The organism is Paenibacillus prosopidis, from assembly GCF_003337375.1.
Taxonomy (GTDB): domain Bacteria; phylum Bacillota; class Bacilli; order Paenibacillales; family Paenibacillaceae; genus Pristimantibacillus; species Pristimantibacillus prosopidis.
On record NZ_QPJD01000004.1, the window covers coordinates 158,838 to 174,735 of the forward strand.

Annotated in this window: 9 protein-coding genes; 1 reads left to right on the plus strand and 8 read right to left on the minus strand. The window is 46.5% G+C overall.

Going from position 1 to position 15,898, the window contains the following annotated elements; genetic code table 11:
• Positions 1-4: 4 nt before the first annotated feature.
• Positions 5-3,874 (minus strand): galactose-binding domain-containing protein, encoded by a 3,870-nt coding sequence (locus DFP97_RS07595; RefSeq protein WP_114379397.1) that lies wholly within the window; start codon positions 3,872-3,874, stop codon positions 5-7.
• Between the two features lie 244 nt (positions 3,875-4,118).
• On the minus strand, positions 4,119-4,808 hold the full coding sequence (locus DFP97_RS07600; RefSeq protein ID WP_181873396.1) for a metal-dependent hydrolase: 690 nt from the start codon (positions 4,806-4,808) through the stop codon (positions 4,119-4,121).
• Between the two features lie 284 nt (positions 4,809-5,092).
• On the opposite strand from DFP97_RS07600, the gene DFP97_RS07605 reads away from it, so the two are divergent.
• Positions 5,093-7,174, plus strand: a complete 2,082-nt coding sequence (locus DFP97_RS07605; protein ID WP_114379399.1) for an alpha-amylase family protein — start codon at positions 5,093-5,095, stop codon at positions 7,172-7,174.
• A gap of 241 nt (positions 7,175-7,415) precedes the next feature.
• Here the strand turns inward: DFP97_RS07605 and DFP97_RS07610 are convergent, their stop codons facing one another.
• The 6 genes from DFP97_RS07610 to DFP97_RS07635 form a co-directional block, all read right to left on the minus strand.
• Positions 7,416-7,874 carry a hypothetical protein gene (locus DFP97_RS07610; RefSeq protein WP_114379400.1) on the minus strand — a complete coding sequence of 153 codons (459 nt, stop codon included), beginning with the start codon at positions 7,872-7,874 and terminating at the stop codon, positions 7,416-7,418.
• Between the two features lie 24 nt (positions 7,875-7,898).
• Positions 7,899-8,279 (minus strand): VOC family protein, encoded by a 381-nt coding sequence (locus DFP97_RS07615; RefSeq protein WP_114379401.1) that lies wholly within the window; start codon positions 8,277-8,279, stop codon positions 7,899-7,901.
• Between the two features lie 30 nt (positions 8,280-8,309).
• A complete protein-coding gene (locus tag DFP97_RS07620; RefSeq protein ID WP_114379402.1) occupies positions 8,310-8,762 on the minus strand; it encodes a pentapeptide repeat-containing protein in 453 nt (150 codons plus the stop codon).
• Between the two features lie 148 nt (positions 8,763-8,910).
• The gene (locus tag DFP97_RS07625; protein WP_114379403.1) at positions 8,911-9,357 is read right to left on the minus strand and encodes an effector binding domain-containing protein; all 447 of its coding nucleotides are present in this window, start codon (positions 9,355-9,357) and stop codon (positions 8,911-8,913) included.
• 526 nt (positions 9,358-9,883) lie between these two features.
• The gene (locus DFP97_RS07630; protein ID WP_114379404.1) at positions 9,884-11,584 is read right to left on the minus strand and encodes a hypothetical protein; all 1,701 of its coding nucleotides are present in this window, start codon (positions 11,582-11,584) and stop codon (positions 9,884-9,886) included.
• 67 nt (positions 11,585-11,651) lie between these two features.
• Positions 11,652-15,818 carry a sugar-binding protein gene (locus DFP97_RS07635; RefSeq protein ID WP_181873397.1) on the minus strand — a complete coding sequence of 1,389 codons (4,167 nt, stop codon included), beginning with the start codon at positions 15,816-15,818 and terminating at the stop codon, positions 11,652-11,654.
• Positions 15,819-15,898 lie beyond the last annotated feature (80 nt).

Consider the following 15,898-nt stretch of genomic DNA (forward strand, 5'->3'; position numbering starts at 1 on the left):
CTGATTAGTTATAAACTTCAAACTCATAAATTCTGGCGTAACCGTCAAATCCCGTCTGTGTGCCTTGCGTAATGTACAATCTGACGTACCTTCCTGTTGCATTCACATTGCGATCCGTAGAGTTTGCTGTATTACCCGTCATGCTATCGGCATCGGTGAAATTAATGCCGTCATTACTCACCTGCAATTTGTAATCCTTGGTATTGAAATTGGCAGACTCTCCATTCACAGCGGCATGCTTCACGACCCAGCGGCTAATGTTAGTTACATAGCCAAGGTCAATCTTTAACCAATTCGGGGATGCCGCGATAGACGCCCATTTCGTGCCTGCCGAACCGTCGACAGCATAAAGCGGGGCTTCATTCGATAAATTATACGCGTTAGCCGTGGCTGTCTTGTTAAGAGCTGCATTTCCGCTTGGTGTACCATATACTTCTAATTCGCTAATTCTTGCATATCCGTCATAACCAATCTGGGTGCCCTGCGTTATATATAGTCTAACATATCTGGCATTGGTATTAATGGCGCGATCTGTAACATTTGACGAATTCCCTGTTACCGTATCGACATCGGTAAAATTGATGCCGTCGTTGCTTACCTGCAGCTTAAAATCCCTTGTATTATAAATGGTTGATTCCCCGCCCGCTCCCGCATGTTTAACGACCCAACGCTTCAAATGGTAGGGCTGGCCTAAATCGATTTTCAGCCAGTTCGGCGATGCCGCGACGGATGCCCATTTCGTACCTGTCGAACCATCTGCAGCATACTGCGGCGCTTCACTCGGCAAATTATAAGCATTTGCTGTGGCTGTACGATTCAGAGCAATATTCGCCAAACCATGGACTTCAAAATCGGCAATTCGTGTTGTGCCGCTTCCATCCTGCTGACCTGCCGTTACATAGAGACGAACATATCTGCCATTTGCGGATACATTCCGGTCTGTAAGATTAGCGGTATTCCCCGTTACAGCATCAACGTCGTTAAAATTTGTGCCGTCACTGCTGATTTGCATCTTATAATCCTTTGTATTATAAGAGGTCGATTCTCCGTTATAACCTGCATGCTTGACGACCCAGCGGCTTATATCATAGGAAGCTCCCAAATCAACCTGCAGCCAATTGGGTGCTGCCGCAGTCGAAACCCATTTGGATGTGCCCATGCCATCTACTGCGCGATTAGCCGTATCCCCACCCGAAGAGCTGCTGCTAGTTGCCGTTTTGTTTTGCGAAATAGGAAGGGAATACGTGCTCAGATCCTTGTCGTACACATTAACGCTGCCTCCGCCAATACTGACGCTTTTGACAATATTGCCCCAAAGCAGAGAATCATAGATGTTTAAAGTACCGCTAAAAGCAGAAGTCGTCCGCACATAGTTTTGCATGGTGCTGCTTCCCGCCTGCAGCCCAATCATCTGGATCGTTCCGCCCCCTTCCAAGGAAACGTTAGGGCCGGAAGAAGTATCAACGGAAGGCAAATAAAGCATTAAGTTTTGCGGTCCGGCACCCGCGCCTTCCTTGATCGTACGAATCCCTGATTTCACACTGAAGGAATCGACTGCGAATGTTTTCAGATCATTGCTATTGCCGACGGTCAGAGCATCCGTATTAGCAAGCGTATAGTTAACGGCATGTGTAAAGCCATACGTATGAGGACTATTGTTATGTTTGGATTGAAAATGTGTGCCGAAGGTGACCACCGTCTGCTCCACCCAGCCGCGCAGCGTTCCGCCGCCCACAAAAACCGCTTTTTTGGCTGCATTGATCCAATTGCCGGAAACGACAAAATCATTCGAAGCATTCGTGGCGAAATCTGCGCCGTTGTAGCTATTTTCAAGCTCGACATATTTCATCCAGGTGCCTGAACCTGCGCTGCGTACAACATACGGATAAGTATGAATGGGATACAGCGTCCTTAAATCGGATGGAACAGACGTATCGCTGCCATTCACAAAACCTTGCTCGGGATGAAATACGGTCAAACCGCGGACACCTGCGTTCGCATTCAACGTAATGAAGGCCGTCGCCGTATCCGGTGAAGCCGTATCCTTGCCGTCATAGGCAAGCAATACAGTCGTATCTAAATTTTCATGCGCATGCAAGTAGTCGTAGCTTCCACGCAATTCAACGCCGCTTGGAACATTCAACGTCGTGGAAATTTTATAAGAGCCGGGAGGAAGAAAGACCGTTCCGCCGCCTGCGTTTCCCGCGTCTGTTAAAGCCGTTTGAATCGCAGTACGGTCGTCGGCGATCCCGTTCCCAGCCGCGTTGTAAGGCGCATTTTTTACATTATAAAAATTCGTATCGCTTGCAGGCTTCTTCGCCGGGGCAAACGAATAATGTTGCCCGCGAGCTTGCCATACCTGATCGGGATTAAGAAATTCGCCGACCTCCGGACGCAAATAATCCTGCTGTACGGAAGCATTTATTTTCGACATCGCTCCATAAGAACCGTTAGAGGAAGGCGGACCCTGCTCCATCAAAATTCCCATTTTCGCATCGTTGATGCTAATACCGTACATCGTTAACCCGTCATTTTTCCACAACTTCATTCCATACAAATAGGTGTTCGTGTAATTTTTAATATAACCGGTTTGCGTACTGTCCGGTTTATTAGTGATCGCTGAAGGCGCATTTTTCCATATTCCCGTATCCATAAACACATTCGTGATATAAGAATATTCATAATTGCCATCCATCGTAATGCCTTGAAACAAAAAGGTACCGTAGACATTACTGATATTAGTGCCGCTAGCTGATGAAAAATTGATTCCTTTAAAAGAATTATAGAACGTAACATTTGCGACATTCGCCGCAAAAGAACTCGAATCAATCGTGTACGGATATGTGGTTGGCGAAAAAATGCCGCCCGCATAGCTGCCTTGATTCGGATACCAAATGCTGAGATTGCGTACAGTCGTATTCGGCGCGTTCAAAGAAATCGCAGAAGTCGTCGTGCTGTAAGCAGCCAATATCGTACCTGCTGCAGGTGTCCCGTCTAAAGGATTTTTCCAATCCCCGCGCAGAGTAACATTAGTTGGAATCGTCAAGCCTCCGTTCAACCGATAAATCCCCGCAGGCAGGAAAACGACACCGCCACCCATTTCCCTCGCTTGGTTAAGAGCCGCCTGAATGATTGCTGTCGCATCATTCGTCCCCGTTGTATCAGCGCTTACCGTCACATTGGCTACAACCACTTCATCAGAGGAAAGTAAGCCGGTTTTAATAGTTGGAGAAGGATATGTCGGCACACTCCCTCGCTTCGTAAATGTAATGTTGTCTAAATATGCCGCCGGATCAGGACCGCCAAATTCAATCGTCAGCACATGTGTCCCTGCGCTCAAATTAACAGGCATCGGCAGCGTGTAGTCCTGGAAGGCTGTTCCAGTAATCGCAGGTGTTGCACCGAGCTGAATTCCGTCTACAAGAACGGTTATCGTCGATTTCGTTGTCGAGTTACCCATCTTCGCTCGGAATTTGATATCGTACCAGCCGGCATTCCCGCTGCTGACATTCATCGTATATTTCAAATATTCGCTTACATACCCGGCTGTCGGCGACCCGCTGACCTGATCATTGGAACTTACTATGTAACGATTGGTTACCGAATTAATCACTTCTTTGAAAATATCAACATTCTGCACATCCCGATAGGTTGTATCACGAGTAATTTGGGTGGACGGGTGAGCAAAATAAACGTCATTAATCGCGCCTGTATTGAAATCCTCCGCTTCAAAGGTCCCAGGTAAATGAATCGCGGAAAATGGAGTTCCATCTGAAGCGTGGGCGATTTGCGGCGGCATCCACGGAAACAAACTGAATACCAAAAAGAAACTTAAAACTACAAGATTAACTCTATTTTTCTGAATAAACATCATATCAATCCCCTCGACATGTTATGGTTCATATTCGTGAATAAAGTTTGAGTAAGAAGATCAGATTAACGCCGAGTGAAATTTAGGTCATATTACCCAAGAACATTTTACCATAAACAAATGGAATATATTATAAAAATCTACAAGTTTCGAATAAATTCTAATAGATTCGACATATTATTCAGGCAGATTGAAAAAGCTGACTCCGTTTGTTACCGAAGTCAGCTTATTATCTTACTATCTCGGCTTAAAGGGTTAGCTTCTCGCCAGGCTTTAACACTTGACCTTTTATACCCTTTTCATTAAGCTTCTTCACAAAATCTTCAGCTTCCTGGCGAATAACAGGAAATGTATTATAATGCACAGGTACAACGAGTTTGGCGTTATACCATTCTGCTGCTTGCAGAGCGTCCTCAGGCCCCATTGTATAATGGTCGCCGATTGGAATGAAGGCAACATCGATCGAATGACGTTCCCCGATCATTTTCATGTCGCCGAATAAGGCCGTATCTCCCGCATGGAGAATATTCAGACCATCGGCTTGAATAATAAAACCGGCTGGCATACCCGCATACATTATATTTTTCTGGTCTTCAAGGACGATGCCGGACGAATGGAAAGCTTGTACCATTTTGGCCTTAGCAAAACCCAGATCAACGGTTCCGCCGATATTCATGCCGATTGTTTTCACATTTTTCCACGACATATAAGAAGCAAGCTCTACAATAGCCACAACTGGCGCATCATTGTTTTTGGCTATCAAATCTGCGTCCAATATATGATCAATATGCGCATGCGTCAGTAGAATGGCATCCGTCCTGATGTCCTCCGCATTCGTAACAGCCTGTTCATTGCCTCTGAGAAACGGATCAATAATGAGTGATTTCTCTCCGCTGATCATTTGAATGCAAGAATGGCCGTGATATACAATCTCCATAATTTTTCAATTACCTCCTTCGTATACTTGCTCACACTATCTATTCATAACCGTTCCTCCTAACTATAACATAGCCATACAGGATTTTCGTTTTTCGGGTTAACGGTAAAAATCAGCTCCTGCTCCATTGGGGCTTTTTTCCTGTATCTTAGGGACCGTTACCGGGTGTATGGTACAGGTTCTCATTCACAGTTTTTCCGGTATTACACGTTAAAAAATTCAAAAAAAACCACTAATAATAACCGCTCAAGATGACGATAGAAGACTAAGAGGAGGAAGATGGTATGAAAAACAGCTATAGGTTTATTCGAAGCGGTGTTTTGACGATTTTGTTGGTTTTTGTCGCCGCATCTGTTTTTGTCCCGATCGGTAAAGTTGAAGGGGAAGGCACTCTGCTAAAAACAGGGAATTATATCTACAGTCCTACTCCTAACGGAGGAAACTCCCCCGACTGGAAGGCGACCGGGAGTCTATCTATGATAAATGGCGTGTTGTTCGACGAAACACCGCTTTACGCTGGCTGGATGGGGAGCTCGACATCTCCTTCGACTGTTAATGTAGTTATTGACCTGTTGAAGGACTACCCCTTGGACCAGATCCGCTTAGTGCTGAATTCACCCAACAAATATTGGGGGTTTAAAGACGTTACCATAAAGTATCGCCCTGAGTCGGCAACGGGTTATTACATTATCGACAGACACGTAAGAACGGGAACCGATTTGAACTACTCGGTAACCGTCCCGATGTCCAACAAGTCGGCCAGGATAATCATACTAACCATAAGACGTACCCAGCCCTATCAACATATTCCCCTGACGGAAGTTGAAATTTATAGAGGCACGGGCGTTGAATGGCAGAATCCAGAATCCGCTTTTACTGCTGAAGAATTGAAAGCCGAACTGAAGAAGGAAGCCCTAATGGCTGACAAATTCGGTCAATGGATGAGTGAAACCTGGCCGGGTAAGGTTAGATCTGACGGGCAGTTGCAGCAGGAATATGCGGATGAGGCCAAAGCATTGGCGAATGTTGCGCTGGATTCAACAAAATATGATCAATATGGAGGCATTAAAAGCGGAGAAAAGCAAACAAGCACCGGATACTTCAGGCTTCAGAATATTAACGGCAAATGGTGGTTTATTACGCCGGATGGATATCCCTTTATTATGAAAGGGATTGATGCCACAAGTTTGTGGGAGTACGGATATAAGACACCGATCCTGAAAGCGGACGGCACCCCGAAGCAGATTTTTGAGGAATTGCCCGATCAGACTGCTTACTCTCCCGCTTACACTAAAGATGCGAACGGTGAATATGTCAGCTTCGTCATCGCTAATGCCATGAAAAAATATGGAATCGACTATGAGTCAAAGTGGGAGGATATCACCCAGAAGCGTTTGATCGATTGGGGCTTTAATGCCTTCAGCAAGTGGACCAAGCCGAGAAACATAGCGTTTCCATACATTCAAGTCCTGCAAGATCCTTGGAATTTGAGGAGGATACAATGGACGTACGACGTTTTTGACCCGCAGAGTGCGCCCACTATCGAGAACGCACTGAAAACACAGCTTCAAAGTGCGAGATACAGCAAGTGGTTGATCGGTTATTCATACGATAATGAAGCAGGTTGGAATTCCGATATAGTAACAGAGGTGCTGACGTATTCTTCGGACTCACCGGCAAAAAGTGCATTCGTGGATTTTCTTGCGCCAAGATATATTGGCAACCTCAACGCCGTAAACCAGCTTCTGGGAACGAATGCTGCATCGTTTGACGCTTTGAAAGATACCCCGATCGATATCGCCAAAGTTCCTGCTGTCGACGTATCGGAGTATATCAGGCTGGCGTCCAGAACTTATTATTCCATGATCAGGGACATTATCAAAAAATACGATCCGAACCATCTTTTCCTGGGCACGTCTATCGTTCCTACTTGGCGAACCAGCTTGGATTGGGATCAGGCGGCAATGGAGTATGTAGATGCCTTTTCCGTGGATAGTTATACAAGGAATGCGAGCTGGATTTCCAGATACGAAGCGTTCGGAAAGCCCTTATTGAATCTGGAGCATTCATTCGGCTCCTCCGAACGCGGGCTTTCCTATGTCAATGCGGCGACGATGACAACAAGCATAGCGGAAAGAGGAATAGCTTACCGAGACTTTGCGGAAAGCCAGGCCGCGCATCCTTTGTTTGTCGGCTCAGGCTGGTTTTCGTACTACGATCAGCCCGTTACCGGGCGCCCGGACGGCGAGAGCTATAACCTCGGCCTGGTCAATCAGCAGGATCAGCCGTATACGGATATGGTCAACATCATGAAGACGGTACACGCCGGTTTGGAAAATATCCACCTGAATGGAGTGGGACCTTAGAAGTTCCGATTCCGTTCAGGAAAGAAACAGAGAAATACATCGCAAAAACGTCGGTACGTAAAACCTATACTAAATGCGAACAAACAACTGTCCCGGCCTCTATGCCGGGGCTTTTTTTTTGCTGTTCAAAGATAATAAAGTCTTAGATTAAAGTTTTTGATCTTGCACGCTTTTTGAATTCCTTCGCAGCAAAGGACACCGATCCATGTCCATCTGCAGCCTTGAGTTGTTGTTGCTTGAATTAATGAGATTCTCGCTTAACCCAAGTCACTTTTTTCGCAAGGAATCCATCGATTAGACTGTATACAAGTCCGCAGATACCGAATATGATAACCGCAGTGAGTTCTTTTAACTCATATCCCTTGACAAAATAATCGCTGAATTGCTTGTGAAAGAGCCACTTCCCGCCAACTGCCCCCAGTACGCTAAAAATGACCGTCCTTACCAGAAAGGCCGTACTATTAACTTTCTGAAAGAGAACGGATAAGGGAAGTAGCGCTACAAAGTACAGCACTGAAGCTGGAAGGGAAATAAACAATAAAATTACGGCTAAATACATGGATCCCAAATTTTGTAGACCGTAATATTCGGTAGTCTTGATTTTCTCCCCTTCCATAATCTCTAATCCAAATGCACCAATGCTAACCAAGATAACAAATACAATCCACATTACTCCATAATGCTTTGCGAACTGAAACATCAAAATCCTCCATTACAGGTCAGATTATACTAACGATTCTCCAAAGCCAACCGTATACCCTTGTGGATCTTTAATTGCGAACTCTTTCATCTGAAAATTATTGGTCCTGAGTTCGTATTGAAAAAGCGCCCCTTTAGATTTGAATTCAGCATATAAATTATCAATGCCTTCTACCATTGCATATACGTTTACGGCATTTTCTCCATGAACGGGATAGTTTGGGACAATGGCATCTGCTTCTTCACTTTCATGAAAAATCATCATTAACCCTTCACGTTCGACAAAACCCATTTCGTAATCACAGCAGAATCCTATTTTACTGTAATAGTCCAGTACCTTTTCTCGCTTTGAAACAAAAAAGATTGCAGAGAAATGTTTAATTTTGCTTTCAAAAACTTCTGACATGGGATCTCTCCTTCAAAATCAGTATTTAAGTCAATTCCTGTGTTTACTCAGTAACTCATCAATCGCGATCCCGTTTATGATTAATCCTGTTATATTACAATCAGTGATAGTCACATTGGATAAATTACATTTCGTAAATAGAGTATTTCTTAGTATGCAATTATCAAATACGACTGATCTATAATTTTCCTCAGGATTATAATTAGCATCAACACCTTCTATTGGCCAGTCAATATCGCGAAACTGCGCTCCGGTCATTTGAGCTTTTTCAAAAATCATATCACTCATATTCGCGATAGTTATTTTTGCGCCTGTTAAATTTACATCATTTAAAGTTAAACCTTCTAGATTAGCACAGTTTATTTTTGTTTCTGCTAGATTCACCTCATCGAACGTGAGTCTCTTTGCATCCACTTGTTGAAATTTTGAATCTGAAATATCGGTCATTCGCAAATCAACTGTTCCTTTCGTCCACTCCGACATACTCATTTTCCTCCTAATTTATATTTCTGAAGCAAATTGAATGCTGTAATGCGGATTCCGTTTAACTCCAAAAAGTAAAATTTCTTGCCCAGATGCCAGTTTAAGGCTTGCAGGTTCTTTATCGTTCCCGTTAAATAATAGCCAATAACTATTTCACGGGTATCAAGATCTCAACTAGCTCTTCTTCTGTATCCTCAATATAAAATAATTCTATAGACCAAGCGTCTTTGAGCTGAATGTAACTGTTCTTTTTCATCCAGTTAAATACCTCACGGTACCCATCACCAATTTTTTTGTTGGTACAATTAACTTTTGCATAAGAATGACCTGGAAGCGTGAAGGTAACCATCCCCTCCGGAATCAGATCACCTTCCTGCACCTCGTAGCACGCCCAATAAGTAGCTATTGAATCACATACGGAGTACGGACTAAATAGCATTCCCGTGTTAACTGACGGTGGAAATTCAGATTTTCTGCTTCCAAGTCGTTGCTGTACTTTAACAGCTTCGGAAGGGAAAGATTGCGGGAATGGTCCCGAGAAACTAAACCCAGCTAAAATAATATCATTTTTGCTAATAAGCTCACATTCAAACATAAGGCACCTCTTCAAACTGGAATATTTATCCACTCTAATAACATACCAAACATACGTTCGTTTGTAAACGTTTTTTATAACTCACCTGACTTTCTTTCGACTTGAACGTTTCGCACTGACTACACCTCCCCTTAAACGCAGAAAAGGCCCACCCAGTTTTGAAAATGGGCTGCCTTTTCATTAAAATTTCCTATAGTGCTTAAAGCTCAAAAGTGCAATTTTTGCTATCCCGCCATTACGAAAGGAACCTTCGTATATCCGTATATCCGTTGCTTCGATACAAATTATGCGCCATCCCGGTAATGGAACTCCCCCGGATCGCTGGACAAACGCACATGTTGATTTGCCTGAGGGGAATATAGGTATGTTTGGGTGTTTGTAATCGACCTCTTGTATACCGTATACACCACCGAGCCGTCCGCGCCCAAATGGTTGAACCTCTATTGAGTCTTTGAACACAAAAAACCGCCCTCTCCATGGGAGAATGACGGTCCAATATGAAGCAGGGTCTACTTTAGAATATTTTCTAAACTTCCCCAGGTTTTAATGGGATTGTAACCGCTAGTTTCTTCCCTGTCGTTCTTTCAACGGCAGAAATACTTCTCCTTTCCCGATCCTCTGTGACGGTAATCTCAAGAGGATCATCGGCTGAGCGGTTTATTGAAACCGCGAAAAGGAAAGCAGCCGTGCGGATATGGTTAAAATCGAATATTCGTTTCTCACCGGAATGAATAACAACATCTATGCACCACAGCTCATTTATCAATGCTGCAGTCCATTGCAGCGGCGCCGGTTCAAACTCATTCGAATCCTGAAACATCCCGTACAGCAGTCGTAACGAGGTTCGGACATGGCCGGCTGTTAGTTCTATTTCATCTGTCTGAACCAGCTTGCATTCCATATTATCCAGATGTCCGCCAACTTCAAAGCGAATGCGCAGATCTTCCGCTTCGATAATGCCGCCCTTCTTATCCAATACGGGATGCGTATCGCCCCCGTTTGTAAAAAACTGCACTCCGCCGATCACATCTCCCTCGTGCTGCGCACTTGTTAAAAGTGCGGAGCAGTAATCATAATCGTCTTTTAGGACGCGCAAATGAATATAGGCAGCTTTTCCCCCGTTATCGAGGTAGGCGATTAGGCTTCGGCACTGGTTCCACATGATTTCCCTGGTGAAGGAACCTAGAGCATACTGCGGCGTCATATAAGCATGTGCTGTTTTTTCGAAGCCTTTCTTATCATCAAGATAAAAGATTTCCCGCACGGTATGAGTTTGCGTTTCCCGAAAATACTTCAGATATATTTCCGGGCATCGAATACCGCTGGCGAACCACTCCGGTGAATACGAGAGCTGTTCCCAAGGCATGAAAGTCGTACCTTCCGTTGCAATCTGTAGGAATGAGGCCGTTTCCGGCTTCAGCAAGGTGCTGTAGCTTCGGCTATGGGGACCGCACCATTGCTGCAGCTCGGGATGATAGTGCTCGGCAACCATTTTCCAGCATAGGCCGAGCATCTCGTCACAGATCGTCTTGACCCGCTTGCCGGCGGACATCATCCGCAGCTTGGATAACTCAAGGATTGTGATGAGCGCGTAAGCCGGGCTGTTATATTCCTGAAAGGTTTGCAGCCGGTTCGTAAAATCACGAAACCGTTCCAGCCGCTGCAGTCCATATTCATAATAATCAGCCCGGTGATAATGCTCGCCTGCAATGACTGTGACGAAAGCTCCCATAATCGCGATATTCGTATAGGAAGGTCCTACATTCCGTTTGATAATGGCATCGGAAGCCCGATAAACCGACTGGCGGATATCTTCCTTCAGCGGCTCCGGCAGGCGATTGCCATGACGTACCTCAGCTTCAAGCAGAAGCTTTCCGCAGAAATCTGCCCAATTCCAGTCCGGCGGAGACATTTGCGACAAAGGCTCCTCCCAAAACCAAGGCCAGATGCCGTACGTATTCTTCTCAGGATCTGTTTCTTGAAGTGAAATTACCGTTCGAAGGATATCAAAGGCTCTCGGTTCGTAAGCCGCGATACCGCTATCCAGCAGTGCAACGGCATACATAAGGTTCGGATAAGTGGAATGGACATAATCCTTGTTTTTTAAGCTGGTATGATAGCCCGGACTGCTAAATGGCACACGAAGAAGCAGAGCCTCGAGGTTATAGTCGGGCTCCCACCTTTCGATTCGCCTCAACAGCAAGTTTCGGTGCAAGGTTTCATTCATAGCGGTTACCTCCGAAAGGTGCTATCGCCCCGCCCCGAAGCGGCTGCGGTATAGGGCGGTTGACCTGTTACAGGATTTTAATATAGCCTATGAAGTCAACATGGAGAAGCTCAAAGTCCGGTACGGGGCCGTCCGCTTGCCCTTTCCATAACTGAATGCTTATGCGGCCATTGTTTTCTCCTGCTTCCTGCGTCATTATACGGATCGTGTAGGCTTCTCCGTTTATTTGCATCAGGCCTTGCATATAAGCTTTTCCGTTTGCCGTCACTGTCCAGCTGGATTGAACGTTGATCTTTTCGCTTATAGAGTTTGCTTTCAGAGTCCACTGCTTTTGAATTCCGTCTTTAAACTCTACGTCAAAGTACAGCTTTTCTTTCCAGCTGCCGTCAGGCCCATATCCGGATGGCAGTTCGACGTACCCTTTCACTTTAAGCTCCTTAGAAGGTGTACCTATCACGGCTATGGTTGATGTCGAGTTGGCACGTACATAGTACGGATTGTCTGAAAGCACTGCGCTCACTTCATATAATCCGGCAGGCAGCGCCGTCATGGTGGAAGCGAGACCAGCAGTGTCGGTTAGAGCCTTAGCTTCATTCGGCGGAAGTTCAACCGGTGTTTTTGATCCGTCCGGCTCGATTGCATTTACCTCGAATGTAAGCGGGAGTCCGCCGAGACTTCCTTGGCTGCCGTCAGAAGGCTCCGTTACTTGCGCTGCCAGAGAGATTGGTTGACCTGTCGATCCAAGGCGCTTGCCCTGATAAGTCAGCGCAGAAGCTTCACGCGACACAATAAGCGATGACGATGAAACCGAGCCGCGAAGATAACGGCTTTCGCTTTGTCTATACTGAGCATCCACCGTGTACGATCCTTCACCTAGCTGAACAGGATAGGTAAGCTCCGACGTTCCCTGTTCATTGGTTACAGCCGTTCCCGCTGGTTGGCCGTTCACCAGGAATTCCACAGTTCCCTCTGAGATCGGGATACCGTTCCGGTCAGTCAATGTCGCTTCCAGCTTTGCCTGATCACTATACACTCCGTTTGCTTGCGCGGCAGCAAGCATCGTAGAGGCGTAAATCGTAAAGGGGATCTGCTGCAACGTTTGATTGGACGCATTATCCTCCGCCTCTACCGTCAGCATATATGCGCCTGGTTGTGTTATAGCGGTACCGCTTACCCAATCCACGCCGTTTAGCTTGATAGAGCTATGCTTCACACCGCTATCCGGGTCACCTATAGACACTACCGGTATCGCTTGATCCGTATATTCACCGCCATGTGCGACTCCCGTTACAGTTACGATAGGCCCGGCTTGGTCAACGGCTTCAATCAGCTTGGCATTGCCCCAAAGTCCGCGGTCGAGGTTGTTCCGGTTTGTGCCGTTCCATTCGTATTGCCGCTTCCGGGTGATTCCGTCTTCGCTCTCATTAAAGCCGAAATCAAATAAAAATTCCCGGCCGATCTCCGGCTGCATCCGCACCGCTTCCCAAGGGAGCGCAGCTTCAAGAATATAGCCCCCGCCGTCTACCGTTGCTTCCACAATCATCTGAATCGGGCTTTGACGCCCTGTATTAAACCATAGCCAAAAGTTTGTCTGATCCTCAATCCCCGGGCCCGCGCTAATAATAATCTGCCGGTCGTCGTATAGGAGCGGGCCGGCCATCATAAGCTCACTAGGGCCAAAGAACAGCTCTACGCCGTCGCCCTTCCATACATTGGTGTTCGGATTATTATTCATCATCGGCGTCGGTTCGTTGATTTGGGCCGTCACATACAAGTGCTGTTCATCCCACGCAAAGGCATAATCTGCGGTAATGCTGTCTCCCCCGCTGCCCCCGACTCGATTCTCGACCGTTAACGTTGCCTTTCCCTCGGAACCTGCCGGGAAGCCGTTTATTTCACCGTCGAGCGGAATCGGCTCCGACGTATAAGGGATGTTGATGATTTGATTTTTCCCTGTATCGCTGCCTGGCGGCTCTTCACCGAAATCGTGGTAAAACGGCTCTTTCTTACTGAGCATGACATCGTAAATGTCATGATGCGTCTGCATCACGCCGTCCAGAAAGATTTTGTAGGGCCGGTCCGCCACGTTAATTAGTCCGGTGTTGTAGCGTTCTCCGGTCAAGCCTTCAAACCAGCGTCCTGTAGCAGCCTGGTCAACATAGTCAAACCAATGCGTACCGACGATATATCCGAGAGCAGCCGCTTGTTCGACATAATTGCGATAACGCCAAGCGCGTTCCTGTTCATTCGCGGCGGCCCCCGCCACAATCGGATTGAGTCCTTGCTCCGCCGTGCCGTAGCTCCATTCGCTTAACATAATTGGCTTGCCGCCCGACTTCGTATAAATCTCATCCAGCATCGTCACATCAAGGTTAGGCGCATAATGGTTGATGCTGATGACGTCCATATATTTACCGGCTTCCTCAGCCAAAATCCCCCGAACCTTCGTGTTCTGCATCGGCACCGTGAGCCACCTATCGCCGAGCAGCAGGTGATTCGAATCGTATTTAGCAAAGAGGCGCTTCACCGTACTGTAATACGTGTTCAAATACAACCGGAAAAAGTTCTCGATATCTTTGTCGGCCTCCGCCGTATCGATATACAAAGCGGCTTCGTTTAAATCCGTAAAGCTTGTATAATTCGTGCTCCAATTCGCATTAAAGGCCGCGATATCAACGTACTTTTCCTGAAGCATCTGAACCAAACGCTTCTTAATTCCCGTAGTGCTTGCCTTCAGCTTGGGAACCGCCGTAAAAAACTTTTCATAATGGTATTCGTTATCGACAAAGTACCCGATCAGCAAAGGATCGTCCTTTAAGGCAGGCAGCGTTGCAGAAAAGGCAGCATCAATCTTGGCTTCCGCATCGGCAGCGAAAATGTCAAATATTTTGATTTCGCTAGGCTTGCTCATGCTGTTGAGGGGAAGAACGAGGGTATACGGCAAACCATTCTGCGCGGACAAAGCTCCCGAGCCCCACGCACCGGCGCTGTTAAAGCCCCATTTTCGGAGCCGATCGACCGCCTCCGCGAAAAACTCCGCATTCGTCGGAAACGCCCCGGTTTTTTTGTATTTATTCGCCATGTAGAAAGAAAAGACGTCCGGTGAGCCTTGGAAGGCGCCCCGATATTCGCTGTCATAGGGCGGCACCCATTCGAACTTCGTCTCCTGACCCTTGAGCAAGGTGAAGGTTTCATTGTTCGTAATCCCGTTCATGCCTAAGCTGAAATATGCCGCTCCGCTCGGCGAAACCAGAATCGGCTTGCCGTTCGCCTGCTGAATGTTGAAGAAACCTTTGGCTTCCAACTGGAGCTCTTCCTTGCTGCCCTTTAAACCGCCAAGCTCATCGAAATCGGCTGGTGCCTGGAGACTGCCGTAATATTCCTGATCCTTCGCAACGTCTGCCTGTAATTGCGCATCGCTTGTCACTTTTGCAGGAAAATCAGCTGTTTTGACCTGACCATACCGGTCAATCAGCATATCCGCTTCAGCATAATACTTATAGGTTTTGACCGGACTTGCTACGAGTCCTTCCTTAGAAGCATACGTATCCAGCGTAGTAAACCCGGTAAGCGACAACGGTTCCGTATACGGTTTATAGCTTGTATCATCATTCAGTTTATAGAACACGGAAGCTCCCTGCGTTGCCGAACTCAAAGCAACGGTAAGCGGCTGATCGCCGATCAGACCGTTCGGCGGATCCGCAATCACCGAACTAACGTTTTGGTTAATGACCAGCTTGGACAACTGGGGCGTCCAAGCTTTGGTATCACCGATGAACTCAATTTTCAAATAATGCGTATCGGACGGTACTTGAGCGTCCTCGTAAATGACAAGCTGCCAGTTGGACACCGGGGCGCCGGAGCTGAACACCGACGGGTTCACTTCTGTAAAGGTCAAGCCGTCGGCAGAAGCATAGAAGCGATGCCCTACCGTCGGCATACCTCCACCTATAAAGGAATAGCTGTAGGCAGTAAAGGTGTTGATCGGCATTGCGGTTTTGTAAAGCATATATCCGGTAGCCGTTGTGTTTCGGACCATACGGCTGGCATCGTTTCCGAAATAGGACGGGTCAGCTGTCTCAATCCGTATATTCGAGCGTTGGAGCACTCGCGTAAAGTTGTTCATCTCATCGACAAACCCATTCTCTTCGGCATGAGTTGTAAACCCCGGAAATACAAGGGTAGCAAAGAGCGACCACAAGCAGATTAAGGCGAAAATTTTGCGTAGCTTCATGATGATGACCCCCCACATGTTTGGATGCGCTTTCAGACCCTTCATAATGAATTGGAAAGGGACACAGTTGCTGCTTGCTT